28 protein-coding genes and 1 tRNA gene are annotated in these 24,202 nt (G+C 62.7%); 9 read left to right on the plus strand and 20 right to left on the minus strand.

Features of this window, described 5'->3' with window-relative positions:
• Positions 1–2: 2 nt before the first annotated feature.
• Genes TEF_12515 through TEF_12535 form a run of 5 tightly spaced genes read right to left on the minus strand, consistent with a single transcriptional unit; the run spans position 3 to position 3,216 of the window.
• Positions 3–776, minus strand: a complete 774-nt coding sequence (locus tag TEF_12515) for an enoyl-CoA hydratase (protein ANK81521.1) — start codon at positions 774–776, stop codon at positions 3–5.
• A 29-nt stretch (positions 777–805) separates the two neighbouring features.
• Positions 806–1,051 (minus strand): hypothetical protein, encoded by a 246-nt coding sequence (locus TEF_12520; GenBank protein ID ANK81522.1) that lies wholly within the window; start codon positions 1,049–1,051, stop codon positions 806–808.
• The gene (locus TEF_12525; protein ID ANK81523.1) at positions 1,005–2,393 is read right to left on the minus strand and encodes a hypothetical protein; all 1,389 of its coding nucleotides are present in this window, start codon (positions 2,391–2,393) and stop codon (positions 1,005–1,007) included. The genes TEF_12520 and TEF_12525 overlap by 47 nt, the downstream gene beginning before the upstream one ends.
• On the minus strand, positions 2,386–2,976 hold the full coding sequence (locus TEF_12530; protein ANK81524.1) for a septum formation protein Maf: 591 nt from the start codon (positions 2,974–2,976) through the stop codon (positions 2,386–2,388). The genes TEF_12525 and TEF_12530 overlap by 8 nt, the downstream gene beginning before the upstream one ends.
• A gap of 21 nt (positions 2,977–2,997) precedes the next feature.
• Positions 2,998–3,216: a translation initiation factor IF-1 gene (locus TEF_12535; GenBank protein ID ANK81525.1), complete on the minus strand. Its 219-nt coding sequence runs from the start codon at positions 3,214–3,216 to the stop codon at positions 2,998–3,000.
• 159 nt (positions 3,217–3,375) lie between these two features.
• Here TEF_12535 and TEF_12540 point away from each other — a divergent pair.
• The 3 genes from TEF_12540 (at position 3,376) to TEF_12550 (ending at position 7,136) form a co-directional block, all read left to right on the plus strand.
• Positions 3,376–3,451: transfer RNA gene (locus tag TEF_12540), tRNA-Phe, on the plus strand.
• A gap of 3,186 nt (positions 3,452–6,637) precedes the next feature.
• Positions 6,638–6,928 carry a transposase gene (locus TEF_12545; GenBank protein ANK81526.1) on the plus strand — a complete coding sequence of 97 codons (291 nt, stop codon included), beginning with the start codon at positions 6,638–6,640 and terminating at the stop codon, positions 6,926–6,928.
• 10 nt (positions 6,929–6,938) lie between these two features.
• Complete coding sequence (locus tag TEF_12550; protein ID ANK81527.1) at positions 6,939–7,136, plus strand: hypothetical protein; 198 nt, start codon at positions 6,939–6,941, stop codon at positions 7,134–7,136.
• A 25-nt stretch (positions 7,137–7,161) separates the two neighbouring features.
• On the opposite strand, the gene TEF_12555 is transcribed toward TEF_12550, so the two are convergent.
• Positions 7,162–8,682 carry a resolvase gene (locus TEF_12555; protein ANK81528.1) on the minus strand — a complete coding sequence of 507 codons (1,521 nt, stop codon included), beginning with the start codon at positions 8,680–8,682 and terminating at the stop codon, positions 7,162–7,164.
• A gap of 160 nt (positions 8,683–8,842) precedes the next feature.
• Positions 8,843–10,069, minus strand: a complete 1,227-nt coding sequence (locus tag TEF_12560; GenBank protein ID ANK81529.1) for a hypothetical protein — start codon at positions 10,067–10,069, stop codon at positions 8,843–8,845.
• A gap of 242 nt (positions 10,070–10,311) precedes the next feature.
• On the opposite strand from TEF_12560, the gene TEF_12565 reads away from it, so the two are divergent.
• The gene (locus TEF_12565) at positions 10,312–10,683 is read left to right on the plus strand and encodes a hypothetical protein (GenBank protein ANK81530.1); all 372 of its coding nucleotides are present in this window, start codon (positions 10,312–10,314) and stop codon (positions 10,681–10,683) included.
• A 63-nt stretch (positions 10,684–10,746) separates the two neighbouring features.
• On the opposite strand, the gene TEF_12570 is transcribed toward TEF_12565, so the two are convergent.
• Complete coding sequence (locus TEF_12570; GenBank protein ID ANK81531.1) at positions 10,747–11,361, minus strand: hypothetical protein; 615 nt, start codon at positions 11,359–11,361, stop codon at positions 10,747–10,749.
• 283 nt (positions 11,362–11,644) lie between these two features.
• Between TEF_12570 and TEF_12575 the strand changes: the two genes are divergently transcribed.
• Genes TEF_12575 through TEF_12585 form a run of 3 tightly spaced genes read left to right on the plus strand, consistent with a single transcriptional unit; the run spans position 11,645 to position 13,250 of the window.
• On the plus strand, positions 11,645–12,118 hold the full coding sequence (locus tag TEF_12575; GenBank protein ANK81532.1) for a hypothetical protein: 474 nt from the start codon (positions 11,645–11,647) through the stop codon (positions 12,116–12,118).
• A gap of 5 nt (positions 12,119–12,123) precedes the next feature.
• Positions 12,124–12,816 (plus strand): hypothetical protein, encoded by a 693-nt coding sequence (locus tag TEF_12580; GenBank protein ANK81533.1) that lies wholly within the window; start codon positions 12,124–12,126, stop codon positions 12,814–12,816.
• Between the two features lie 23 nt (positions 12,817–12,839).
• On the plus strand, positions 12,840–13,250 hold the full coding sequence (locus tag TEF_12585) for a hypothetical protein (protein ANK81534.1): 411 nt from the start codon (positions 12,840–12,842) through the stop codon (positions 13,248–13,250).
• Between the two features lie 79 nt (positions 13,251–13,329).
• Here the strand turns inward: TEF_12585 and TEF_12590 are convergent, their stop codons facing one another.
• Positions 13,330–15,081, minus strand: a complete 1,752-nt coding sequence (locus TEF_12590; protein ID ANK81535.1) for a chromosome partitioning protein ParB — start codon at positions 15,079–15,081, stop codon at positions 13,330–13,332.
• 886 nt (positions 15,082–15,967) lie between these two features.
• Here TEF_12590 and TEF_12595 point away from each other — a divergent pair.
• Together TEF_12595 and TEF_12600 are read left to right on the plus strand one after the other, a co-directional pair.
• Positions 15,968–16,318 (plus strand): hypothetical protein, encoded by a 351-nt coding sequence (locus tag TEF_12595; GenBank protein ANK81536.1) that lies wholly within the window; start codon positions 15,968–15,970, stop codon positions 16,316–16,318.
• Positions 16,308–16,775: a hypothetical protein gene (locus TEF_12600; GenBank protein ANK81537.1), complete on the plus strand. Its 468-nt coding sequence runs from the start codon at positions 16,308–16,310 to the stop codon at positions 16,773–16,775. The genes TEF_12595 and TEF_12600 overlap by 11 nt, the downstream gene beginning before the upstream one ends.
• Positions 16,776–16,826: 51 nt before the next feature.
• Here TEF_12600 and TEF_12605 read toward each other — a convergent pair whose 3' ends face one another.
• The 11 genes from TEF_12605 to TEF_12655 all read right to left on the minus strand — a co-directional run bounded on the left by TEF_12605 (position 16,827) and on the right by TEF_12655 (position 24,168).
• Positions 16,827–18,038, minus strand: a complete 1,212-nt coding sequence (locus TEF_12605; GenBank protein ID ANK83460.1) for a hypothetical protein — start codon at positions 18,036–18,038, stop codon at positions 16,827–16,829.
• A gap of 325 nt (positions 18,039–18,363) precedes the next feature.
• A complete protein-coding gene (locus TEF_12610; protein ANK81538.1) occupies positions 18,364–18,579 on the minus strand; it encodes a hypothetical protein in 216 nt (71 codons plus the stop codon).
• A 36-nt stretch (positions 18,580–18,615) separates the two neighbouring features.
• Positions 18,616–19,062 (minus strand): transcriptional regulator, encoded by a 447-nt coding sequence (locus TEF_12615; GenBank protein ANK81539.1) that lies wholly within the window; start codon positions 19,060–19,062, stop codon positions 18,616–18,618.
• 370 nt (positions 19,063–19,432) lie between these two features.
• A complete protein-coding gene (locus TEF_12620) occupies positions 19,433–20,176 on the minus strand; it encodes a cytochrome C biogenesis protein (protein ID ANK81540.1) in 744 nt (247 codons plus the stop codon).
• A complete protein-coding gene (locus TEF_12625) occupies positions 20,173–20,676 on the minus strand; it encodes a hypothetical protein (protein ANK81541.1) in 504 nt (167 codons plus the stop codon). The genes TEF_12620 and TEF_12625 overlap by 4 nt, the downstream gene beginning before the upstream one ends.
• Positions 20,673–21,299 (minus strand): hypothetical protein, encoded by a 627-nt coding sequence (locus TEF_12630; protein ID ANK81542.1) that lies wholly within the window; start codon positions 21,297–21,299, stop codon positions 20,673–20,675. The genes TEF_12625 and TEF_12630 overlap by 4 nt, the downstream gene beginning before the upstream one ends.
• Positions 21,296–21,745 carry a hypothetical protein gene (locus tag TEF_12635; GenBank protein ANK81543.1) on the minus strand — a complete coding sequence of 150 codons (450 nt, stop codon included), beginning with the start codon at positions 21,743–21,745 and terminating at the stop codon, positions 21,296–21,298. Before TEF_12635 ends, TEF_12630 begins: the two co-directional genes overlap by 4 nt.
• Positions 21,742–22,392, minus strand: coding sequence for an electron transporter (locus TEF_12640; protein ID ANK81544.1), 651 nt, complete (start codon positions 22,390–22,392; stop codon positions 21,742–21,744). Before TEF_12640 ends, TEF_12635 begins: the two co-directional genes overlap by 4 nt.
• A 55-nt stretch (positions 22,393–22,447) precedes the next feature.
• The gene (locus TEF_12645) at positions 22,448–22,714 is read right to left on the minus strand and encodes a hypothetical protein (protein ANK81545.1); all 267 of its coding nucleotides are present in this window, start codon (positions 22,712–22,714) and stop codon (positions 22,448–22,450) included.
• Between the two features lie 339 nt (positions 22,715–23,053).
• Positions 23,054–23,593 (minus strand): thiol:disulfide interchange protein, encoded by a 540-nt coding sequence (locus TEF_12650; protein ANK81546.1) that lies wholly within the window; start codon positions 23,591–23,593, stop codon positions 23,054–23,056.
• Entirely contained in the window at positions 23,590–24,168 is a 579-nt protein-coding gene (locus TEF_12655; protein ANK83461.1) for a thiol:disulfide interchange protein, read from the minus strand. The genes TEF_12650 and TEF_12655 overlap by 4 nt, the downstream gene beginning before the upstream one ends.
• Positions 24,169–24,202: the final 34 nt, after the last annotated feature.

The raw sequence follows: 24,202 nt of genomic DNA on the forward strand, positions 1-24,202 counted from the left end.
GCCTACCGGCCCTTCCAGTTCGGTTTGCGCTTCTCGGCGAAGGCCTTCGGCCCCTCGATGAAGTCCTCGGAATTCCGCAGCGCCTCGACAGCCGGATAGTCGTCCAGCATGGCGTCGGCGACGTCGGCGTGCTCCAGGCCCTGCCGCACCACTTCCAGCGTGGTCCGGAGCGACACCGGCGAGCATTCCAGCATCATCTCCGCCCAGCGCTTCGCGCCGGCCAGGGCTTCGCCCTGGGGCACGACCTCGGTGACGAAGCCAAGTTCCTTGCCTTCCGCCGCCGGGACGTGGCGGCCGGTCAGCATCATGCCCATGGCCTGCTTGAGCGGAATTTGCCGCGGCAGCCGATGTACGCCGCCGGCCAGCGCGGCGAGCCCCACCTTCGGCTCCGGCAGCGCAAAGCGGGCATTCTCCGAGGCGACGATGATGTCGCAGGCCAGCGCGATCTCGAAGCCGCCGCCCATGGCGACGCCGTTGACCGCGGCGATCACCGGCTTCCTGCGGTCGTGGCGGCTGGTCAGTCCACCGAAGCCCATCGGCGCGTACCATTTCGGATTGCCTTCGGCCTGGTAGACCAGGTCGTTGCCGGCGGAGAAGGCGCGCTCGCCGGCGCCGGTGACGATCGCGATCCAGAGGTCGTCATTGGCCTCGAACATGTCGAAGATCGCGCCCATCTCGGCATTCGCCGGCGGATGCAGCGCGTTCATGCGCTCGGGCCGGTTGATGGTGACGGTCAGGACATGACCGTCCTGTTCGGTGGTGGTGAATTCGCCCATGGTTTCCTCCCCCGGCGGCTGACGCGCGGCTAGTGCTTCGTGATCTGTTCGATGTGTTCGACGATCTCCTCCGGATCGGCGGGCTCGGTGCCGGGCAGCACGTAATCGCCGCCCAGCCAGCGGTTGAGATCGACATTGGCGCAACGCGTCGAACAGAACGGCCGCGCCGCCTCGCTCGCCGGCTTGCCGCAGATCGGGCAGTCTTTCGTTGGTACGCGTGACATGAGGTTATCTTTCGCGGCTGAGGCGGAACTCGTCAACGGCCAGCGCGTCATAGCCGAGCCGCACCGGGCGGCCGAGGAGTCCGTCGAGCCCGCCGGCAAGGCGCGAGCCCACGACAGGCCGTAGTTCGGCCGACAGCGTCAGCGCCACCGGCACCGGGCCGACGCCGGCCAGCTCCGCCTCGATCCGGCGAAGCACCCGCGCCAGCGCGGCCTCGGGCCGCAGATGCTGCCGCGCCGGCGCCGTTTCGCAGAGTTGCGTCAGAAGCGCCGCGGCGTCCCGGCTGCGCGTCAGCGTCAGGATGGAAAACCGGTCGATTCCGCCGATCTCCACCTGCGCCGGGTCGCGCTGGAACGCCTGGCGCAACGCCTTCTCGACCTTCTTGCGTTCCGGCGCACCGCGCAGCGAGATGAAGTCCACGGCGACCACGCCGCCGATGCGCCGCAGACGAAGCTGCCGCGCCAGTTCCCGGGCGGCGGCGAGGTTGGCCTTCACCGGATCGCCCGGCGCGTCGACATCGACCGTGGTCATGGCCCGTGTCGTCTCGATGGTCAGCCGTCCGCCGCCCGGCAAGACGACTTCCGGCGCAAGCGCGGCGTCGATTTCGTCATCAAGTTCCAGCGAACGCGAGGCCTCGCAGAGCTCGATCCGGTCGGCGAGGTCCGGCGCAAGCGCCTTGGCGCGCTGCCGCAACTCCGCCAGCAGGCCGCGGTCCGGCGTCAGGATCGCCTCCGGCGACGGGCCGGCAAGGCGAATGAAGGCCTGCTCGATCAGGTCTGGCGCGGGAAGCACCAGCGCCGGTCCCTTCGTCCGCGCCGCCTCGATCTGCACCCACTCGGCCCGGAGGCGGCGCAACTCGGCCAGCACCACGTCAATTTCGACCTGCGACGCCGCCGGGTGCACCAGTATCCGGCCCGCACCGCCCGCATCGGTCAGCGCCGCACCGAGCGTCTCGCGCAGGTCGAGACCGGCGACGGCCTTGGGGAAGTCGAGGCCCTCGCGCAACGGATGGAAACTGAGATAGCGGCCGTGCAGGGCGATGTCGGCGCTGGCCCGGCCCTGCTTGCCGTCGAGTCCCTCACGGCCGGTCTGGACCAGAAGATCCTGGCCGCGCCGCACCAGTTTCGCGATGGACAGCTTCCTGGCGCCGGCGTCGTCGGCCGCCAGCACCCGCGCATCCGCCGCACGCACGAAAAGGCTCAGCCCCTCGCCCGCGTCTACCGTCGCCGCCTGCAGCTCACCGGAGACATGCGTGACGCGGCCCTTCCGAATCTCTCCCGGCCGGCCCGGCCCGGGCTCCGCGCTTTCGATGTGAATCTCGGCGATGCGGGACTGTTCGATCAGCGCGACCCGGGTCTCCAGCGGTCCCCGGTCGATGAAGAGGCCTCTATCCATCGCGCCGGCTCCAGACGGGATAGCCGGCGCCCGCGAGCAGCGCCGCGCAGTCATGCAGCGGCAGGCCGACCACATTCGACCATGAACCGTTGATCTGTCGGACGAAGACGTCGGCCATGCCCTGAATGGCGTAGCCGCCGGCCTTCCCCTCCCACTCGCCGGAGGCGATATAGGCTTCCCGTTCGGCCCGGGTCAGTCGCTTGAACGTCACGATCGTGGTGACCCGACGGCTGGACATCTCGCCCGACGGCCGGACCAGAGCCAGCCCCGTGGTCACACGGTGACGGCGGCCCGAGAGCAGGTCGAGACAACCCCGCGCCTCGGCTTCCGAAGCCGGCTTGGGCAGGATGCGCCGCCCGCAGCCGACGACGGTATCCGCCGCCAGCACGAAATCACCGGCATGGGCCGGCGCGACCGCGCGCGCCTTCTCCTCGGCCAGCCTGAGCGCCAGCCGATGGGGAGGCTCGTCGCGATGAGGGGATTCGTCGATGTCGGCGGGAACGATGCCGTCGGGCACGATGCCGATCTGGCGAAGCAGGTCACGCCGCCTCGGCGAGGCGGAGGCCAGGATCAGGCGCGGCACGCCGGTCCCGCTCCCGCCGCGCTATTTGAAGCGATAGGTGATGCGGCCCTTGCTCAGGTCATATGGCGTCATCTCGACCATCACGCGGTCGCCGGCCAGCACACGGATGCGGTTCTTGCGCATCTTGCCGGACGTGTGCGCCAGCACCTCGTGTTCGTTTTCGAGCTGCACCCGGAACATCGCGTTGGGCAGCAGTTCCACCACGTGACCCTCGAACTCCAGAAGTTCCTCTTTCGCCATTCCGCACCAAGTTCCCTATTCGATCGTTGGCGCGCAACATGATCAATCGGACACGCTTAATCAAGCCTCCCGCGGCGCATCAGCCCCTTGCGCGCCGCCACGGCCTCCGTTATACGCAGCCTCCGTGACCGGCGGTGCGACACGGCTCCGGCGGTACCGGCCCAGGTAGCTCAGTTGGTAGAGCAGTGGACTGAAAATCCGCGTGTCGGTGGTTCGAATCCGCCCCTGGGCACCATTTTTTTCAATAGCTTAATGAGATTGATCGCTCACTCAATTTTTTAATAGGTAACATCTCAGGTAACAGAACCGCCAGCTTGGCCAACCTTGCCGCATTTTCCGCGCGGCGGAGAAACTGCACCATCGGGTGCGCCGCATACCGTTCATCAAGCTCGAAAAACCCAGGATGTCTCGCCATCGCAACCTCCCTCCTCGCCATCACCGCTGTGAATCAAATCCGCCCGAGGAGAGTGAGGTTTTTCGAGACGTCAAGCGCGCCACAAAAAAAGCCCCAGTTAAACCGGGGCCAGTTTTCTATTCGCGCAACTGCCGCAAAAATATCGCGGTCATTTTCGAAAGTGTCTCTTCAACTTCCAAGCCCACTTTCGACACCCGCCTATCCGGGTCCGCCTGAACACGAGGCGCATATTTCAAGTCCATGGCTATTTCATCCACAAGCTTTTGACGCTCACGATCAGTCATAGATGCCTCCATTCTCTATTCTACTTCATATTTTACAATACTTCGGTCCAAAGAAGAAGTAGACCGCCAGTAGTTTGGCTCTCCGCTATCCCAAAAAGCATGGCGATTTCCCGCACGAATTTCATTTCTCAATCTAATACCGCTATTCATGCAATGACGCCTCAGCTCAAGATCCAGCCACTCAAAGGTTTGATGAAAAGGAATAGTTCGGCCATTGCGGGCCCTACGCGGAATCGCAATCGAAATACTCCCATTATTTGTTATACTTCCAATCAATGTAGGAAGTAAGTTTCTAAAAAACTCAGCCATTTTCTCAGCGCCGCCTTCCTGAATATTATATCCGTAAGGCGGATCGCAAACAATATGGTCTACAGATCTTTCAAGGTTGCGCATTAAATCGAGCGAATCATCAACCTTGCACAAGAAAACCCCTGGCCTCTTACTTTCCACGATATGTTTCACGTCACCCGGCTTCACATTTTGAATCTTTTTCAATATTTCATAAAATTTTTGACTCTGAACTTTTAAGATTGCCGAATAACTCCCCCCTTTACTCACTGAAAATGCCCCCTTTACGACCCCTTGCCACCGAACATCTTCCACAAGACTTGTCTTTTCGTAATGATCTTCAAGTTCTAATATTGTTCTATTGATTTCCTCCTTAATGACATGGTCTAAATTTTCTTGGCTGATTTGAATACTAATCCATTTTTGAGCAATGGCGCGCCATACTATGTAAAAAATGCACCTTGTTCTTAAATCACACTTGTCATCATCATTTAAAAATTGCATGATATCGTTGCCAAACCCTTCATCCATCATTCTTTTTATTGCAGATGCGACTTTTCTCTGACTGTTTTCACAACTTTTGACGTCAACGTAATTCATGATACCGCTATAGATATAGATCACTATTTGCAAAAACTTCTCTGTTGCACTTTTGCCCTTGAGCCCTGCCAACTTGGTTTTTTGCGCATTCAATAAGTCGTCGTAGGGCACCAGAAAAGAGGGGCTATAATTCTCCAACTTTGCAACTATTGCTCGAAGATCCGTTTCCAAATTAGATATTTCCGACGGTGTGTAGGAAAAAAAATGCGCGTTATCTTGAACAAGACGGGGGAATAGCGGGTTTCTGTCGAACCCTAATATACATGCGTCTGGATATCTAATTGCCGCATCTAATATTGTTGTTCCGGTTCCACAAAATGGATCGATAAAAACAAACTGCTCATTCTGATGTTGATCCAAGCCCGCCAGATTAATTAGTGCGCCTGAAAGGGTATGCGGAATTGTTATAGGCGCACACCACCCTAATTTTCGTTCCTTAAAGGTATGCAATGGGTTGGCGTTTCGAAAATACTGCGCATATAGTATGAGATACTTATCTCGTGTATTTATTTCGTATATTCCAGCTTGACTGTCTGCAATACCACCATCGGTGATCATCCAAATTGTGCAATCGTCGACAGTTTTACTCTCAATTTTTTCTGTTTTATAATTTTTTATCCCCTGGGGGACGAAAATCTTGTTTTGAAATCTATTTTGTATAAAAGCAACGTAGTCTAACAATGGCGTTCCTTCAATATAATGTTTTCGTAGATGAAGTCGTATGCCATCAAGGCCATTCCTAACAGATGCCGGGGACATTACCTTTTCATCATCGGAGAAAAGCTCTTCAGCATAGGCGGTAAAGAATATTTTTTTTCCTTCTTCCAAATTTGCTAAAAACTCATCTAAACGCTTAGTTATAACGTGCTGCTCGGCTTTCTCTGCATTGCGTATATAAAGAGGCAAACCGGCCGAATGCGCATAACCGGACATTGCGACGACAGAAATCATGTCGCACTTCAGAACATTCGGAATATGTATCAAAACCGATGTAAAATACGGCTCTATAATGATAGAGTTCTTGAATAGATCGGCGTATATTGCGCGAAAATGTTCGATAAAATCCAATGAATTGTCGGAAAATTTGGATTCAATGTGCGTTCTGTTAAAAAAATCGATCTCATTTATTGCATTTCTTAGCAGAGTGGTTATATAATAGTCGGTTCCTATACAAATAGACTTCTGTCTTTTAGGTGGTATTTTAAGATTAGCGCGAACGAGAGCTTCTATTTCATTATAAAATAGATCGGTAACTGATGCATTTTTTTGTGAAAGAATAAAAAATGAGCCCGCAAAGTCAGCGAAATCTGGCTCACTTCCATAGGATGACATTCCACTTCTGTAATACCAATCCGCCTTAAACGCGCGGATAAAAATGTTCGCGTCAAGTTCGTAGAGCCGCTCCTCGGCGTTAGGGTCTATTGCCTCCCTAACCGCTAAACTTAGGGCGCGGCGAATGGCGCCGGTTAAATCGTCCATGCTTGCCCCCTCTGATTCGGATTATTCTACGACAGGCTGTGATGGTCAATGAGTTGCTCAATTCTTGGTGCGTTTGGCTTCGCTCAATGCCGTCCGGGTATTAGTCACCCTCGTCCACAAGGTGAGTGAACCCGCCGCAAGACACAGTTTGAATTGATCCGCGTTGTGTGTGGATTCCCTCTAGGAAGCAAGCGGAATCCAGACGGGTGAGGTGCGGCCATGTATCTGGCCTGTTGATGCCACCGTCATGCGGCGCTGGCCTGTGTAGAGATATGCGGATCGCGTCCCTTGAGGTGGTCCTAGAAAATCGGACGGGGAATTAAGGTGTATTCCGCCGGGTACGGAGGAATGCGAGATGGCGAAGCCACGGAAGTTCACGCCTGAGTTCAAGGCGAAGGTGGCGCTGGAAGCGCTGCGGGGCGACAAGGCGATCCAGGAGATCGCGGCGCGCCACAAGGTCCACCCCAATCAGGTCGGCACGTGGAAGCGCCAGGCGATGAACGGCCTGGGCAAGGTATTCTCGAACGGCGCTGACCAGGCTCGGCGGGACGTTGAGGCCGAGGTCCACGAGCTGCATGCGAAGATCGGCCAGTTGACGGTGGAGCGGGATCCCCGATCAGGTCGGGGACAAGCTTTTTGGCCATAGGGCTCAAGCGATGAGCCGGGTGGAACGCAAGGCGATGGTCCGCCGCGACGTTCCCGGCCTGAGCTTGAGCCGGCAATGCGAGATCCTGTCGATCAGCCGCTCGTCGTTCTATTACACGCCGAAGGGCGAGAGCCCTTCGAGTCTGGCGCTGATGCGGCGGATCGACGAGCTGTTCCTGAAGCACCCCGGACCAATCGTCGGGGACTGATCGGCGGCGGATCGCGAAATGCGAGCTATGATGTTCGCACCTGCAGCTTCATACCGATCTTCGAGAGCCGTTCGCACAGGTGCTGGGATGCACCCTCCCCGGTTCGAGAAGTACCCCGGACTGGGTCACCAAAAGGGGTGGAGGCTAGATTCTCGACCTCGGCTACCCAATCCGAGGGCTCTATCTCGACCTCTTTCCCGCGGACCGATCGGTTCGAGGTCGCTGTTTCGAGGATCTGCCGCTTACCGGCGCCATCGGCCCTTTCGTAGGTTGCAGGAAGGCTCTTCGCCAGTTCGAGTATCTGGGCCAGTTGATCCGGGTTCGGGAGCGCGGAGGTCCGGTTGTCGCGTTGTTCCGTGAGCCGGCGCCGATCGAACATCAGGCGTTCCCTGCGGCGCTGGAAGGTGTCCTGGTCGATCATGCCGTCGACATAGGCATCGGTGAGCCGATCCATCCGTTGATCGATTTGGGCAAGCTGCGCCTCCAGAGTGCCAACAACCTCCTCGGAGCGAAGACCGGCGATATAGCTCTCGAACCAGGCCACGACCTTCTCAATGTCCTGGTCCGTCAACCTGATCGAGGAGAGCCTGTCTTGCACCGCCTTTTCAATCGCTTCTTCGCGAACGCATTTCGTGGGGCAGGCGCGCGCGTGGCACCGGTAGTAGACATGGCCTTTCTGCAGTTCGGGGATCATCGCGCCGCCGCAATGGCCGCATCGGAATAACCCACGGAAGAGATGGTCACGCCGGGTGAGCTTCTTGCCGCACTTGTTGTCCTTGATCGCTTGCACGTGCTCGAAGAGCTCGACGGAGATCAGCGGCTCGTGGATTCCCTGATAGGTGGCACCAGTACCCTTTATCCGGACGATCCCGCAATAGAACGGATTGGAGAGCATCGTCTCGAAGACATGCTTCTTGATGGGCCGGCCGGTTTCGCTCTGGAAGCCGCGCCGCTGCATCTCCGCGAGCAGGGACATCAGCGAGTACTGCCCCGTCGCATAGAGGCGGAAGGCGTCCTGGACGTGGTGCGCACGTCCCGGGTCGGGTGTCTTGGGCTTGCCGCCACCGTTGTTGAGATAGCCGATCGGCGCCTTGAAGGGGTACAGGCCCTGTTTCAGGCGGCCCTCGATGCCCTTGATCGTCTCGTCGCGGAGGTTGCGGATGTAGTCGGCGGCGATGACGGCCTGGATATCGGCCGTGAGCCGCCCGCCGCGCGAGCGGAAGTCGAGGCTCTCGGTGGCGAAGTGGATGTCGATGCCGGTATCGGAGAGTTCGCCAATCCTGGCCCAGTCGGCGAAGTTCCGCGCGGAGCGGTCGATCTTGTGAATCACCAGGCCTTCGGCCTTTCGGGCCTTCAGGAGTTTCAGCATACGGTTGAATGTGGGGCGCCCGCCCTTGGCTGCCGTCACCTTCTCCTCGAACCACTCGACGATCTCGATGTCATGGCGATCGGCGAAGGCCTGGATCGCCTCGCGTTGGGCTTCCAGCGAGACGCCCTCCCCCTGCTTCACGCTGGAAACGCGGGTATAGCCGAAGCACTTCTTCATATGTCGAATTGATTAAGTGTCTAAATTATTATCATTCTCGGTGTGATTTTCCTCGCCGTTCCAAGGCCAGGACCCTTCGCGGCGCATCCGCTCGTACATCCGCTGGCAGAGCGCCAGATAGGCTTCGAGGCGGGGATCGAGGGGTTCCTTGTTCATCTGCCTATTGTGCACCGGATGGCGGTGTCGACAGGTCTCCGCCGCGGGCGGGTTCCGCCGGTGAACCGGGGCGCCGGGTGTAGACGGTGAAGGGCTTGGACTGCCGGCCCTCGACCATGACCCGGGCGAAGCACTCGAAGTTGGCGAGGCCGATCAGATCGCGCGGGTGCACGTCGCCCAGCTGGTTGCCGAGGATCGGCGCATCGGCGGCGCCGACGCGGAAGATCATCATGCTGCCGGCATTGCCCAGGATCGCGGAGAGCAGCGGCCGCTCGAGCTGATCCAGATACTGATGCGCCAGAACGAGGCCGACGCCGTATTTGCGGAGCTGCGGCAGCATGTCGGCGAGCGCCGTGCTCGAGAAGGCGTGGAACTCGTCGGCATAGACGATGAACGGCCGCCGGTCCCGGAAGGCCAGGCTCGCGCGGCTGTAGCCGGCATGGGCGAAGCCCGAGAGGATCAGCCCGCCCAGCACATTGGCCGTATCGGCGCCGAGCCGGCCGGTCGCGAGGTTGACGATGAGGTGCTGGCCCTCGTCCATGATCCGGCGGAAGCGGAGCGGTTGATCGGGCTCGCAGACGGCGCGGCGGACCAGCGGATGCGAGAGGAAGGCGCCCAGCTTGTTGGCGATGGGCGCGACGCCGTCGACCGCACCCTTGTAGCGAAGTGCGGTGAACTCCACGGTCCAGAACTCCCTGACCTGGTCGTCGGTGATGTTGGCGACCATCCGCTCGCGCGCGGCGCTGTCGATGAAGAGCGGTAGGATGTCTCTCAGATCCGCGTCCGGCTGATCGAGCAGCGCCAGCAGCGCATAGCGCAAGAGATGCTCCATGCGCGCGCCCCAGGCGTCGATCCATTGTTTCTTGAGGGTATCGATCAGGCTGGAAGCAACGAGCGGGCGATGCTCGACCGCCACATGGGTGAGCGGGTTGTAGCCGAAGGGACAGGCCGGGTCGGCGACATCCCAGTAGATATGGCCGGACCCGAGCGTCCGGCTCAGCTCGGCGGCCAGGTCGCCATGGGGATCCAGGAGACAGAAGCCCGTGCCGTCCCGGGCGTCCTGCCTGGCGAGCTCGGCGATCAGCGTCGACTTGCCGGCCCCGGTCTGGCCGACGACGTAGAGGTGCATCAGCCGGTCGGCCAGCGTCATCGCGAAGGGCGCCGGGCCCGAGCGGCGGTGGGCCTCCCCCAGCGTGACGCGGCGATCGAGCGGGTTCATTGGCTCCAGCATGTCACGCCAGCGGCTCTCCCGTGGGCCCCGCCATCTGCCGCCTCGCCCGATGGCGGGGTTATGGGGATAGCGCGATCGATGAGAGACTGAGCCCCGGGGGAGAGCGGCGTTCTTCCGCCAACCGGCCACCACCCTCAACGTTCTCCCCTGGCCATATTCCGTCCAGGGCGGCCTCCCGCCGCCCGGATGCGCCTGACCGATGAAGTGGTCGGGCGTCTCCGGGCGACGACAAGGAGGCTGCCATGACCCATGACCAGACGAACAATACGACCGATGAGACGGAAGAGGCCCGGACGGCCCGCATCCGGGAGCTGAACGACCGCTTCCGGACCGGCGCCGGCGGCGCCGGCCAGGTGTTGATCACCGCCGGCATCGAGGGACTCGGCCCGGACAAGGCCAGAGCGGTGTACGAAGCGGTCCAGCGCTTCGACGACTTCACCGCCGACAACGACCCGTATGGCGAGCACGATTTCGGCGCCTTCGACCTGGACGGCCGGAAGATCTTCTGGAAGATCGATACCTACGATCTCTCCATGACGATGATGTCGCCGGATCCGACGGATCCGTCCGTCACCCGGCGCGTGCTCACCATCATGCTCGCCAGCGAGTACTGATGGTCGTTCCAACTCACCACCACCCGTCGAGCGATCGGCGGGTGGTTTTCCTTAGTATCCCGTTCAGCCCCACATGCGGTCGGCGATCTCGAGCTCCTCGCGGCCGCTGGCATTGGCGTAGATCGCCGTCGTCGAGAGCGCCGCATGGCCCATCCATTTCGACAGCATGTTGAGCGGCACGCCCATGCGGATGGCGTGGATGCCATAGCCATGGCGCAACCCCTTGGGCGAGGCCTGGGCGCCCTCGATGCCGGCCCGGGCCATCACCGCCTTGATCCAGCGATAGCCGGTGGAGCGGTTGAGCGGCGCCGCGCCATGCCGCCAGAGCGGACCGGGACCGGCCCCCTCGCCTTCCAGCCCGTGGGTCTCCTCGAGCAGACGGGCGAGAGCCGCCGGGATCGGCACCTCGCGCATCACGTGCCGGCGGCGTTTCTTCAGGGTCCGGAACGAGATCACCCGGCCCTGGAGCTGCACCGAGGCCGGCGTCAGCTCGAGCGCCTCGGAGAGCCGGCAGCCGGTATAGAGCAGCGTCAGGCAGAAGCTCCGGACCTCCGGCGGGGCGCCGCCCGCCGCCGCCACGAAGCGCTCCCGCTCGGCGGCGTTGATGTAGAGGCGGCGCTTCCGATCGTCATAGAGCCGCATTTCCGAGGGCATGAGCCATGTATCCGTATGCACCATTATTGTGAGGTCTGAATTGGCGATGGCCCCCTCCTAGAGGGCCCGCGGCGGCTCTGCAACGGAATTGCCAATTCCGGGCGATGAGACGTGAAGCCTCGATATTTCAGTCGGTTATCGCACCGGAACCGGAATCGTAACGAAGCGGATTCACCAATGCAACCGCAAAACAGGCCGCCAATGACCATCGTACAATATTGGCAATAGTGGTGCAAAGCCGGCCCTGTGGACAGCACCCGGCGGCACGCGACGAACAGAGGGAGACGACACGATGAGGGGACGCAGAATGCGCCTGCCCCGGCTGGCCGCAACCGCGCTGATGCTGGGCCTGGCGCTCGCCGCCTGCAAGACCACCGGCGAGGCGAAGCCCGCCACCCTGCCCGAAGCGGCGGCGGTCCAGCCGCCCGGACCCGGTGTGTCCGCCGAACATGCGCGCTTCGCCGGCATCTGGCAGGGCACATGGGGCGAGAGCCTCGACGGCAAGCTGGCGGTGACGCGCGTCGGCCCCGATGGCTCGGTCGATGCGATCTACGCCTGGGGCGACAACCCGGGACGGTTCCGCGGCGGGCACAACTTCGTCAAGGGCAAGATCGAAGGCGAGACACTCACCCTCGAGCGCTTCGGCAGCGGCGCCGACGTTTCCTACGAGATGCAGCCCGACGGCTGGCTCAAGGGCCACTACCACCGCCCGGGCCATGGCAACCGCGCCGAGGCGGAGGCCACCGGCCGGTTCGACCGGATCAGCGGACCGGAGGCTTGAGACAGATGAACAGGCAAAGCAGCAAGGTCATCGGGCCGATCGCCCTCCTCGCCGCGCTGGTGCTGGGCGCCTGCGTGACCGGCAGCACCGAGCCGCCCGAGGGAGCCACGCTCTACCAGAAGCAGCCCCTGCCGGTCGGCACCACCATGACGCTCCGCCGGAGCGAGGGCGGCAATGTCCGCACCTTCACCCAGACAGTCACCGGCACCGACATCTTCGAGGGCCGCGAGGTCATCCGCTCGGAGAACGACGACGGCACGACGAGCTTCTATGACAGGGAGACGCGCACCTGGACGGCGACGCTGGACCGGGACGGGACGGTCAAGACCTATATCGATCCTCATGCGGGCTATTACGACTGGCCGCTCTTCGTCGGCAAGTCGTGGCGGCCCTCCTACGCCTTCCACGATGTCGCCGGCGGCAACAGCTGGTCCGGCATCGCCCCGTCTCTCGAGGTGGCCGCGATAGAGACGGTCACCGTCCCGGCCGGGACCTTCGAGACACTCCGCATCGAGAGCGGGCCGGGCAACAATGTCGGCTTCGAGGCGACCTACTGGTACGCGCCCTCGATCGGCCTGATCGTCAAGTCGGACTGGGCGCGGACCACCAACCACTACCAGGGTCCGGGCGGCGCGCGCGAGACGGTGCTGGTCGCCTTCGAGAAGCCGTCCGGCCCCGATGTGGAGCTGATCGAATGAGCGGGCCAGGGAGGCCGTCCCGGATGATGACCCGGCGCGCGGCCCTCGTCCTTGTCGCAGGCGGCGTGCTTCTCGCCGCCTGCGGCCCCACGGCAGAGGAGATCGCGGCCTATCAGCCGACGCCGGTGGAGGTGGCGCTCTCGGACGGTCTTTACCGCGGCGAGTGGTTGCGGGGGCAGCTTTACGAGATCCGCTTCGACCCGGCCGGCCCCGACCAGCGCGCCATGATCCGGGTCATCGACGCCGACACGAACCGGACGGAGTACAACATGCCGGCGAAGGTAGACGTCGCGGGCAACAAGGTGACGCTCCGCTACACCGAGTTCGACCGGACGGACCATCTCAGCTTCGATCCCGAGCGCAATCGCCTGGAAGGCCACATCGTCTTCAACGGCGAGCGTACCCACAGGCTCTGGGCCGAACGGGTGGAGTAGCGGCGCTGGTGCCGGGCCATGCGACCCATAGCGGGAGTGCGGAAGCGGGCGGCCCAGGGGCTGCCCGCTTCCTTGTTGTTCAGGTCTCGTCCGTCGTCTCGAAGAGATGGCCGACCCTGGCCCAGAGGTCGGCTGTCTGCAGGCGGCCCGTCTCGGTCACGGTCCGGACCGGGAAGGCCAGCCAGCCGGGCAGCCAGCCTTCGGCCTTCGCCCGGCCATTGGTCCCTTCGGCGAAGTCCCCGATGATCGCCTTCCGCGTCTTCAGCTTCTCCGAGCGGTTGGCCTCGGCCACGCGCTCGCCGGCGATGTCGGCCAGCATGGCGTCAACGACCGCCCGGTCCCGCAGCATGTCGACGAAGACGCTATCCGCCGACCAGTGCTTCTTCATGTCCACGGCCAGATGGTTGCCTGCAGCCTCGACCATGGCGCTCCCGGCGGCGAGGGCTTCGGCCATGGCGAAGGCCGCGATGCGCAGGAGCTCAGCCTCGCCGAGTTCGAGCAGATGGGCGAACACTTCCGCCGTACCGTAGCCGTCATGGCCGGGCCGGACGACATCGCGGTCCGCCGCCGGATCGCGGCCCAGAAGTTCGAGCACCGCCTTGCGCTCGCTCTCAAAGGCCTGCTGCGCCCGGCTCCCGGCGATGCTGGCGGCAATGGCCTCGCCCCGGCAGGCCTGCGGCTCGGGCCGCACCAGCCAGTGGCCCGAGGACGCGATCATGTGCGCCACGATAAGCCGCAGCGCCACGTCGGGCCTTTGCAGAAGCTCGGCCCGGACCGCCGCATGGCGGTGAAGATCGATATAGTTCTGCATCGCCTGCGTCGCCTCCGGACGGCGGGCGGCTTCGGTGTCCGTCGCGCCTTCGGCATCCTCGCCCACCATTGCGGCACGGGCGCGGCGCGCTGCCTCCCGGCGGCCGAGATAGCCCTCATGGCATTCCACGTCGCCGCGCCGGGAGACGGCGATGAAGACCTTGCCGCCGTCCTCTTTTGCGACCACCTCATGCTCCCAGTTCCGGAAGTAGTCGCCCGGCTCGAGCACCACGACATCGGCCCAGCCCGCCTCGATCAGGGCGTTGCGCTTTTCCGCGATGGCCCGGTTCTGATGTTCCCAGAACAGCGCCGCATCGGCGAAGAAGCGCTCCTCGCCGAAGAGGTCGGTGACGATCTCGCCCGGATAGTCATCGAGATCGAACAGCGCGACCTCAACGGGGATGGACTGGCCGCCGAAGAGCCACTGGCGCAGCTGGTGGCCGCGCGGCTCCATCTGTTCCGGATCGTCCAGGAGCGCCATCCACGCCTTCTGCTGCGCGGCGCTCGCCATCGTGAGCAACCGGACGGTCGCCGCATCGATCCGGTCCTCGCGATAGGCGGTGCGGATGCGCGGCACGAGATTGCCGAGAGCCAGGCGGCGCTCCACCATCCGCTCCGTGATCGCGAACATGGCGGCGATCTCGGCAACGGACCGCCCGTTCTTGCCGAGCCGGACGAAGGTCTCGTACTGGGTCATCTCGTCGGGTGCGAGACGGGCGAAGTTCTCGATCAGCGAGGCCTCGAGCGCCTCCGCGTCGTCGCCCGCGGCCATGACCGCACAGGGCAGCGCCTCGATGCCGCCCGCTTCATCGGCGACCGCCCGGGCCGCGAAGAAGCGCCGCCGTCCCGCGACGATCTCATAGTGGCCGTCCGTCTTCGCGGGCCGCACCAGCAGGGGCTGGAGGACGCCATGGGCGCGGACGCTGGGGAGGATGTCGGCGATATCGGGCTGCTTCCGGCCATGGCGCATGTTGAGCTTCGAGACCTCGAGCTGTTCGATCGGGATGTGCTGCAGTTCCATTTTGGTGTCGTCTCCGTTTGCGGTTGGGTGATGCGCCCCCGGCCCGCTCCCGACAGGTGACGGCGAGCGACCGGCGCAGAGCGCGCGAGCCACCCCCGGGGCGAAGAAGCTCCTCATGATCCGGCCTCATACGAACCCCATGGAGAGCGCCCCGGCCATCCAACCGGCTCGGTGCGGTCCTGTGGTGTCGCGGTATCGGCAACGGCCCTCTCCTTCTTCGCCCCGTTCCCCCGGCAGGCGGGGTGGGCGGCGAGATCGCCCGGGAGGGCCCGGCAGAAGGGCGGGCCGCACCCGAAGGGCCGGAGCGCAGCGGCGGACCTGGCGCGCAGCGCCAAGGTTGCGGGCCGCCCTGATGGGCCCAGAAGGGCGCGCCGGCCGCACCGCGCCGGAGGAACCGACAAACCTGGCCGCGCCGGCCCGAACGGGCGCGGCGGCCGGTTCGGACCGGAGGTCCGCCTGTCTTCAGCGTCGATGGCCAAGGGGCCGCCGAAGGTGGGGAACCGGCTGGGAGTCCAGAGCACACGGATCATGGCCCCAGGGCGGTGGGGATAACCGGCGGGATGGCAGCGTCGGCGCCGCCGGGCGGAGACCGTATATATCGGAGCGCGGCGGCCTGGGCGCGATGGGCCGGGATGGCAGGCGCCGGGGACTGGACAGGGGTCGCTCGCTTGCTAGCCTGAAGGAACAAGAGATCCGACGCTGGTGGACCGGCGGAGGTTCACCGCGAGGTCGGAGGCGCGAGGGTTCCACCCTCGCGCTTTCGCCGTCTCTGTTCTCGCGGTCGAGCCTTCGCCAGTCGCCATTTGCGCACATGGCGGGGTCATGTGGGTTGGGCGGCGGCGGTTAGAATGGACGGGTTAGCCGTTCATTTAAGTTCTTTCACACCATGCAAAACGAATTATCCCTCGACCTCCGTGTCGCTCGCCGGCAAGCCGGCCTTACCCAGGCCGATTGCGGCCATCTGCTCGGTATCGATGCCTCCCGCGTCTCCAAGATCGAAAAAGGCAAACGCCAGCTTCTGCCGCTCGACATGTGCGCCCTGGCGCTGATCTACGGCCGTCCCATGGACAGCCTCTACGCCCCGCTGATCCGTGAGGCCGAAGTGCGGATTGGCGAGCGGTTCCCGACCCTGCCGGCGCCGCCCAGCCGCTGGGCGGGCACCTTCAACCGCCAGCAGACGCTGTCCGCTCTGGCCGAGAGATTGGAAGCCAGTCAGCGGCGCATCCATGGCGGCTAGGCCGGAGCGGCTGATCGCCGTCGCGGTCTCCTCCGACGGCATCGCCGCCGTCTGCCTCGTCGGAGGGAAACTGAAGAACTGGCAGCTCTGGCGCCCCGCGCCCGGCCGCGAGACAGAACTCCGCTCGAAGGTCAGGACGCTCGTCGCCGAGTTCGGTCCCGATATCATCGCGACCGAAGATCCTCATCTGGACTGCCGCAAGCGCGGCCGGAGCTACGCATCGCTCCTGGCGCTTGTCCAGGATGCGCAGGACCAGCCCGCCCGCCACATTCCGCTGCAACGCATCCAGCTCTACCGGAACCAGATCGAGGAGGCCCAGGCGCTGGTCGGGCGGTTCACGGAAATGGCGGCCTACCGGCCGAACCGGGCAATCCCCGCCAACACGCTTCGGAGGTATTTGCTGTACTTCGAGGCGCTGTCCTACGCGGTGCGGGTCTGCAATGCGAAAAGGCTCTGACGCAAACGCGTCAATCGGGGCCGTTGCTGGTTCTGTGAGCCAATGAACCGGTTATCCGAAGCATCCGCTCGAGTTGCCGAGCAGGCCCGGAGGTGAGAGGAAATAGCCCTGCATCAGACGGATACCCAAGGCTTTCAGCACCTCCATCTCCGCCCTGGTTTCGACGCCTTCGGCGATCATCTCGATGCCCGTCTTCTGGCCATAGGTTACCAGGGCGTCGATGAGCGCCCGTCTGTCCCGGTCGGAATCCGCCCTGTGCACAAGGGCCGCATCGAGTTTGATGATATCGGGCCTCAGCTCGAGAATATGGGAAAGGCTCGCATAGCCGGCGCCGGCGTCATCCACCGCCAGCCGCAGACCGCGCCGCCGCAGGGGACGCAGCACCCGCTCGATCGACCGGTAGTTTTCGACGACCTGATGCTCGGTAATCTCCAGGACAATCCGCGCCAGCGGAATGTGTGCGAACAGCGCTTCGAAACCCGGATCGAGAATGGCGTGAGGCGACGCATTCACCGACAGGTATCTCGGGGCCGGCAACTTCACGAGTGTGTCGAGGGCGCTGCTGAGCGTCGCCATCTCGAACGGCGCGCCCATCCCGAGCATTTCGGCTTCCTTGAACCATTGGTCGGGCGATCGCCTTGGCAACTCAGATATCCGGGCCAGACATTCGGCGCCGACCGGCGTTCCGTCGATGGCGTCCCAGATCTCCTGATGGACGTACGAAAAGCGCTTGTCGTCAATGATCCGGCGTATCGTCGCCTCGCGATGTTCGATCGTGCTCTTCTTCGTGAGTTCGGCTTCGATGTCGTGCGACACCATTTCCGCAAACAGGGCGAGGATCCGCGGGTCCTGCTCCGACAGCCCGGGGTTCGGCAGAATACTGGCACAGCAGAACTGGCCAAAGACCGTGCCGTCCCTGAAGGTGATCGGCGAACTGGCAAACGAGCCGATCGGAATGTCGCGGGTTATGGCCAATTTCTCCGCGATCGGATCACGGATCGTGTCCGGAATGATCGGCGGAAGCTCATGCCTCAGAATATAAGGGGTGTATGTGTCCTGAAGGCTGAAGCGATCGTTTTCCTTGAGATGCAGCTTCGCCGATTGGTTATCGAGCACCTCGAGAACCAGGTCTCCGGCATCGATGCGAGACAGATAGGCCACGTCCATACCGAGATGCACCCTGACAATGCCCAATGCCCGACGCGCATTCGCAGACCAGCGCGGCTCGCCGGAAACATCAGGGGCCCCGGATTGGCCCGCCAGCCCGTCGATATCGCCTGAAACCATCCGACTCCTCGCATCGCTGTCTACAAGGAATGACCAGAACCCGAGTGTAACAGTGCGTGGGCGACAATTACCGATTGATGAACGAATGAATGACGGCGAAGGCGGCTGTTTGTGTCCACCGGCACAACGAGTGCCGCGCCAAACGGCGCCGCAAGAGCGGACAGATTGCGATCAAGGTATCGTATTTTCGGCCTTCCTGCCGATGGATTGGCTGTCGACCACGCATTGGCAATGGTCCGGGCGACAACCGCAAAGATGGTCGCGGCCGGCCCGACCCGCTTCGCAGAGAGGACCATAGGAACTAATCGCGCAAAGGCGAAACCCAGTTTACTTCGCGCTTGGCGACCAGCCGGATTCCGCCATCGTCAAGGCGAAGCGGAAAAAATGCTGCCGGTCCGTTCAGCATGTCGAGCACACGGTCGGTCGCCAGTACGAAGGCATCCCCCCTCATAATGACGCCTCGCCGAAGCGCTACCGACACAGGCACCGCGATCTTCGGGATGTAATGGCCCCTCATCGGATGACGACCTGCTCGAACATGACCGCCTGATGCCTAGCGTGAGGCTCTGGCCTGGCGGCCCTTGCGGCCGAGTCCGATCGACTGTGCCATCTCGGCGCGCCGCTGGGCGTAATTTGGCGCGACCATCGGATAGTCCGGCGGCAGGTTCCATTTCGCACGATACTCTTCCGGCGACATTTCATAGTTGGTACGGAGGTAGCGCTTCAGCATCTTGAGCTTCTTGCCGTCCTCGAGGCAGATCAGATGGTCGGGCGTAACCGAGCGCTTGATCGGGACTGCCGGCTTCTGCGGTTCGGCAGGTTCGGGCGCAGCCGCCGAACCGGCCGCATTGAGGGCAAGATAGGTACGCCGGATGAGCTCTGGTACCTCGTCGGCCGGGACGGCATTATGGCCGACATAGGCCGCCACGATCTCCGCAGTCATTTCCATCAAATTTCGCAGCTGGACCTGCTCTTGGACTGAATTATTCCGATTGTTCATTAAGGACATGCCTTTCTACTCCCGTGACCGTTCAATTGGACATCACCCAGTTTTTTCGGTCATTCCTGAATCGATAGTATGTAACGATGAACTTTTGCAGCAACAGCAAATTCCTCGCAAATCTACGTACCTTCAAATATCTGGAATATGCGATCCGACTGTGTGCAGGCGTTTGCAAAAAGAGTGACGCCAGCGTCAATTAAATCCGCGGCAGGTGACTCGCGTCGATACTCGAATCTGCGATCTCGCGACGCTGACGGAATAATCATGTCGGATCGATCACTGAACCGGCCCCGCGATAGCTGGACCGTGCAGTGTCCGATCACTCTCGCAACTGCTTCGAGCGCCAGGTATCCCGCACGGGCGTTCGCTATCCGATCTGTCCCAGGATCGGAAAGGTGTCGAGCAGCCAGAATGCGAAGGCAGAGAGATAGTCGGTGATCATCGCAACGCCCATCACGATCAGGATCACCCCGGCGACCTGATGCAGACGGCGGCCCAGGTGGCCGATGGGCCGCAGACGCCGCGCCAGTCGCTCGGTGAACGCCGCAGCCAGGAGGAAGGGCACGCCAAGCCCGGCCGAGTAGACCGCAAGCAGGGTCGTGCCCTCGGAGACCGTCGCGGACGCCGCTGTTGTCGTCAGAATCGCGCCCAGAATCGGCCCGATGCAAGGCGTCCAGCCGAACGCGAATGCGAGACCGAGGACATAGGCAGCGACCGGGCGGCCACCGGGAATCGACAGGTGAATACGTAGATCCCGCTGCATCACGCCGAAACGGGCGAAACCCAGCATGAAAAGCCCGAAAACGATGACCACCGTGCCGCCAACGATGTTCAGCTCGTAGCGATAGCCGAGCATCAGTTGACCCAACGCCGTCGCGCTGGCGCCCAGGATGATGAAGACCGTCGAGAACCCCAGCACGAAGAAGAGGCTGAGCGCCACTGCAGCGAACGGAAAACGCCGAGGGCCCGGCGAGGCGGAGATCCGGGCCGTGCCGCCGGCGATGTAGGAGACGTAGCCGGGCACAAGCGGCAGAACGCAGGGAGAAAGGAACGAAATCGCTCCGGCCAGGAAGGTCACGACCAGGCCGACAAGACTGAGTTCGGCTGTCATGCCTCTGCTTCTCCGCGAGCAGGAACCGTATTGATCCGGAGCGCCCACCAGAAGCCGGCGAGCGGCACCACGATCCATTGCAGGACCGGGCTGAGGCCCGCATCAAGAACGGGGATCACAGGCATCAACTCGCGATAGGCCCAGGCTTCCCGCACCTCGATGTTCAGCCACTCGCTGAACATCGTATAGGCAAGCCCGAAGGCGATAGCGCCCGCTACAACCTGAACCCGTCGTTCGGCGGGCCAACCTGTGTTCCCGAACAGGAACAAGGACAGCATGACGGCGCTGAGCGCGATGAGGATATCGCCGCCGGTGCAATGAACAGCGGCGAAAACGATCTCTGCTGCGGAGCCGGTTTCCCACAGCGTATAGAGCGGCATGTGCGCGAACTCCCAGATCAGGTTCGCGGCCGCCACGAACCCCATGTAACGTCTCAGAGCCGTCAGCCATGTGAGCGCGCTGGCAGGAACGTGCGCGCCCGCTGTCCGGGAACCGTTCATTTGAAGAACCCGATGACCCTGTCCCACCAGCTGTCGGGTTCCGACGTGTCGGCAACCGGGGGCGCGTTCGTCAGGCCGTTTATGTAGAGGACGAGATGGATCTGCCGGAACGCGGTTCCGTGAAACAGGCCGGCATGCCGGCCTCCCCTGTCGATGACGTGAACCAGCGGGAACGATGGACTCCGATCACTCAGTGCGGTGAAGCGGCGAGCGCTTTCGGCCACCGTTTCGTCCGAGGGCGACGCTGATCGCCAGTTTGCGCGGTCCCATGACGGACCGTTGGCGTCGGGGCGATCAAGGATCGTCAGAAAGGTCACCATCTGCTTCATGGGCGTGACGTTCACCTGCTCCTGCACGGAGGCGAGGATTTCCTGTTGCTCCGCACAGGGAGCGCCGCAATCGCGAGGCGCGAAGCTCAGAACAACGATGCTGTCCCCGAGGTCGCGGAGCGTCAGGCTTTGGCCCTGCTCAACCGTCAGCGCCAGGCCCGGGACCGACCGCTGGTCAGTCGGCTCGAAGGCCGGCTCCTTGGTAGCCATCACTTCGTCCAACCGTTCACCAGGATGATGGGCGAAAGCCGGCATGGCCACGACGAGAAGGCCGAAGATCAGGAGAGCTTTCATTGGATGTCCTCCGCCGGACCCCCGGCCCCGACGCCGAGCACCGGGACAGAGACCGTGATCGCGCCGGCGCGTTCGAATCTCAGGGTGAGGGGAAATCGCGTGCCTTCGGTCAGCCGTTTCTTCAGCCCCGTCAGCATCAGATGCGCGCCGCCCGGAGCGAGGACGACCCGTTCGCCCGCCGGCAAATCCAGCGCGTCGAGGTTCATCATCCGGTTGACATCGTCGCTGTTCTCAATGGCGTGGATCATCACCCTGTCGGCGGCGGGGCTTTCGACCGCCACCAACCGGTCGTCGCGGGCGCTCTCCATGGTCAGATAGGCGACGCCGGGACGGGATGCGAGAATGGTGGCGCGTGCCCACGGGTCAATGATCCGGACCGCATTCTCGGCCATTGCGGCCAGTGGCGACATCGCCAGGATCAAGGCGATCAGCAGGGCGGTTCTCATTCTCCATACCTTTCCATGGCGTCCCGGATCTTCCGGGCCATCTCTTCCGGGAGCTGGTCGCTTTCGCGGAATCCGGTCTCGAACTGTCCGTCGGGGGTCATCAGGTAGATGTAGCCCGAATGCGCCATGACATATCCGTCCGGGGCGCTGTCTTGCTCCATCCGTTCATAGAAGACGCGAAAGGCGTTCGCCGCGGCGGCGATATCGGCCTCGCTGCCCGTCAGGCCGACGAGCCCGGGATGGAACGCCGAGACATATTCGGCCAACGCTTCCGGCGTATCCCGGCCGGGGTCGACCGTAATGAACAGGGCCGCGACCCTTTCCGCGGTGTCGCCGCCGAGCATGTCGAGAACCCTCGCCATATAGGCCAGTGTCGTGGGACACAGATCGGGACAATGGGTGAAACCGAAGAACACCAACTGCCAGCGTCCGAGAAACTCGGCCTCGGTTACGCGCTTGCCGGTGTGGTCAGTCAATGTGAATTCGGAGCGGATGACCGCTTCTCCGGTTCGGGTCGCCTGCCCGCTTTCCTGCGGCGCTGGCGTCCTCGTCATGTACAGGCCGGCAAGAACGAGCGCGGCGACGACCGCGAGACCCCAGAGCGCATACCGAATGCGGGCCAACCTCGAGGATGTGAACGAAGTCATCGGATCACCTCGGAATGCGCCCGCCCGCGCAGAATGCCCGGGCGGGCCATTACAATCAGCCGTCGCGAGAGTCGGGCGCGTGCGGGCCCGATTTCATGTGGTCCGTCATGGCCGCCATCATCTCGCGGCATTCCTCCATCATCGGACCCATCTGCTGCATCATCTGCATCATGCCCATCATGCCGGACATCCCGTTTTCGTCCTGCATCATTCCCGGCATCCGTTCCTTCGGCTGCTGCGGCTGTTGCTCGTCAGCGAAGGCAAGGGATGTCGCGGCGAACAGGCCGCCGACAACGGTCAGGGTCTTGAGTGTATTGCGCATGGTCGGTTTCCTTTCTCGGTTTTGGATCTCAGAGTTCTCCAGAACGCTGAGGGGTAACGTCAGGCACTCCTGGCCTGACTGATGCACTGCCGCGGGTCTTGCACGCGCCCGCACCGCCGCCGCGCATGCAGAAACCGAGCGCGCACATGGCCAGACACGGGACGAAGGCGAGCAGGATCGGCGCGGCCCCGACCGCCGTCAGCCAACTCCAGTTCGAAAACAGGCCGACGCCTGCGGCCGCGGCCGCCGCCAGCAAGAGGGTGCGGCGCTCTGTCAGCCAGGCCGGAAGGGTGCGTCGCGGCGAGGCATGGGCTCCCTTGTCAGGAATATCCTCAGTCGTCATGGCCTTGTCTGCTTTCCTGTATGTTCGGCGATCACGGTCTCCAGGAACGCGACCATCTCCGGAGTGTCCCACTCGGCAGGTCCGACGAGCCGGGCCAGTTCGTTGCCCCGGGGGCCGATCAGCAGGGTCGTCGGCAATCCGAAGGCGCCGAGTTCCCTGACCGACTCGCCCGTTTCATCGATGAAAAGCCGAAGTCGCCGCACTCCCGTCTCCTCGAAGAAGCTCCGAACGACTCCGACGCCAGCCCTGTCGATCGAAAGGGCGATAACTTCGAAGCGTTCGCCGCCGAGCTGATCCTGAAGTCTGTCGAGCGTCGGCATTTCATGGCGGCAGGGCGGACACCACGTGGCCCAGATGTTGAGCAGAACGATCCGGCCGCGCCAGTCATCGAGGTCGTAGTCGCGGCCATCGCCGTCCTTGAACCCGATCGGCGGGATTGGCCGCGGTTCATCATGCAGCGACATAGGCGCTTGTTCGGCGCGCAAGGCTGAAGTGACGAGAACTACCGATATGGCGACGAACGCGAGCAGTCTCATGGCAGGGGTTTCCCTTCTTCGCGGAGCCGGCCGATCAGCGGCAGAATCACGTCCTTCAACGCCTGAGGGGTCACGGGGCCGATATGCTTGTAGGCAATGCGGCCGTCTGCGCCGATGACAAAGGTTTCGGGCACGCCGTAGACACCGAAGTCGATGCCGACCCGGCCATTCAGATCCGCTCCGGTCCGCGAATAGGGATCCCCAAGCTCGTCAAGCCATGCGGCCGCATCGTTCGGTCTGTCCTTGTAGTTGAGACCGTGAATCGGCACCGCTCCCGATCTGGCCAATTGCATGAACAACGGGTGTTCCGCGCGGCAGGCCGTGCACCATGACGCGAAGACATTGAGAAGGCTGACTTCACCCCGGAGGTCCGCATCCGAAAGGCCCTGCGCGCGCCCCTGTACCGGTGGAAGGTCGAATGCGGGAACGGCCTTGCCGATCAACGCGGAGGGTATTTCCTTTGGATTGAGAGACAATCCGGTCCAGAGCGCCGCCGCTATCACGCCAAAGAGCGCGACCGGGAAGGCGAAGCGCCAGTTCCTGACCAGGGTTCCAACACGGGTTCCGGCGCTCATGGCGGGATTCTCAGCCATTGCCGTCGTCCTTTCG

It is taken from the genome of Rhizobiales bacterium NRL2, assembly GCA_001664005.1.
GTDB lineage: Bacteria > Pseudomonadota > Alphaproteobacteria > Minwuiales > Minwuiaceae > Minwuia.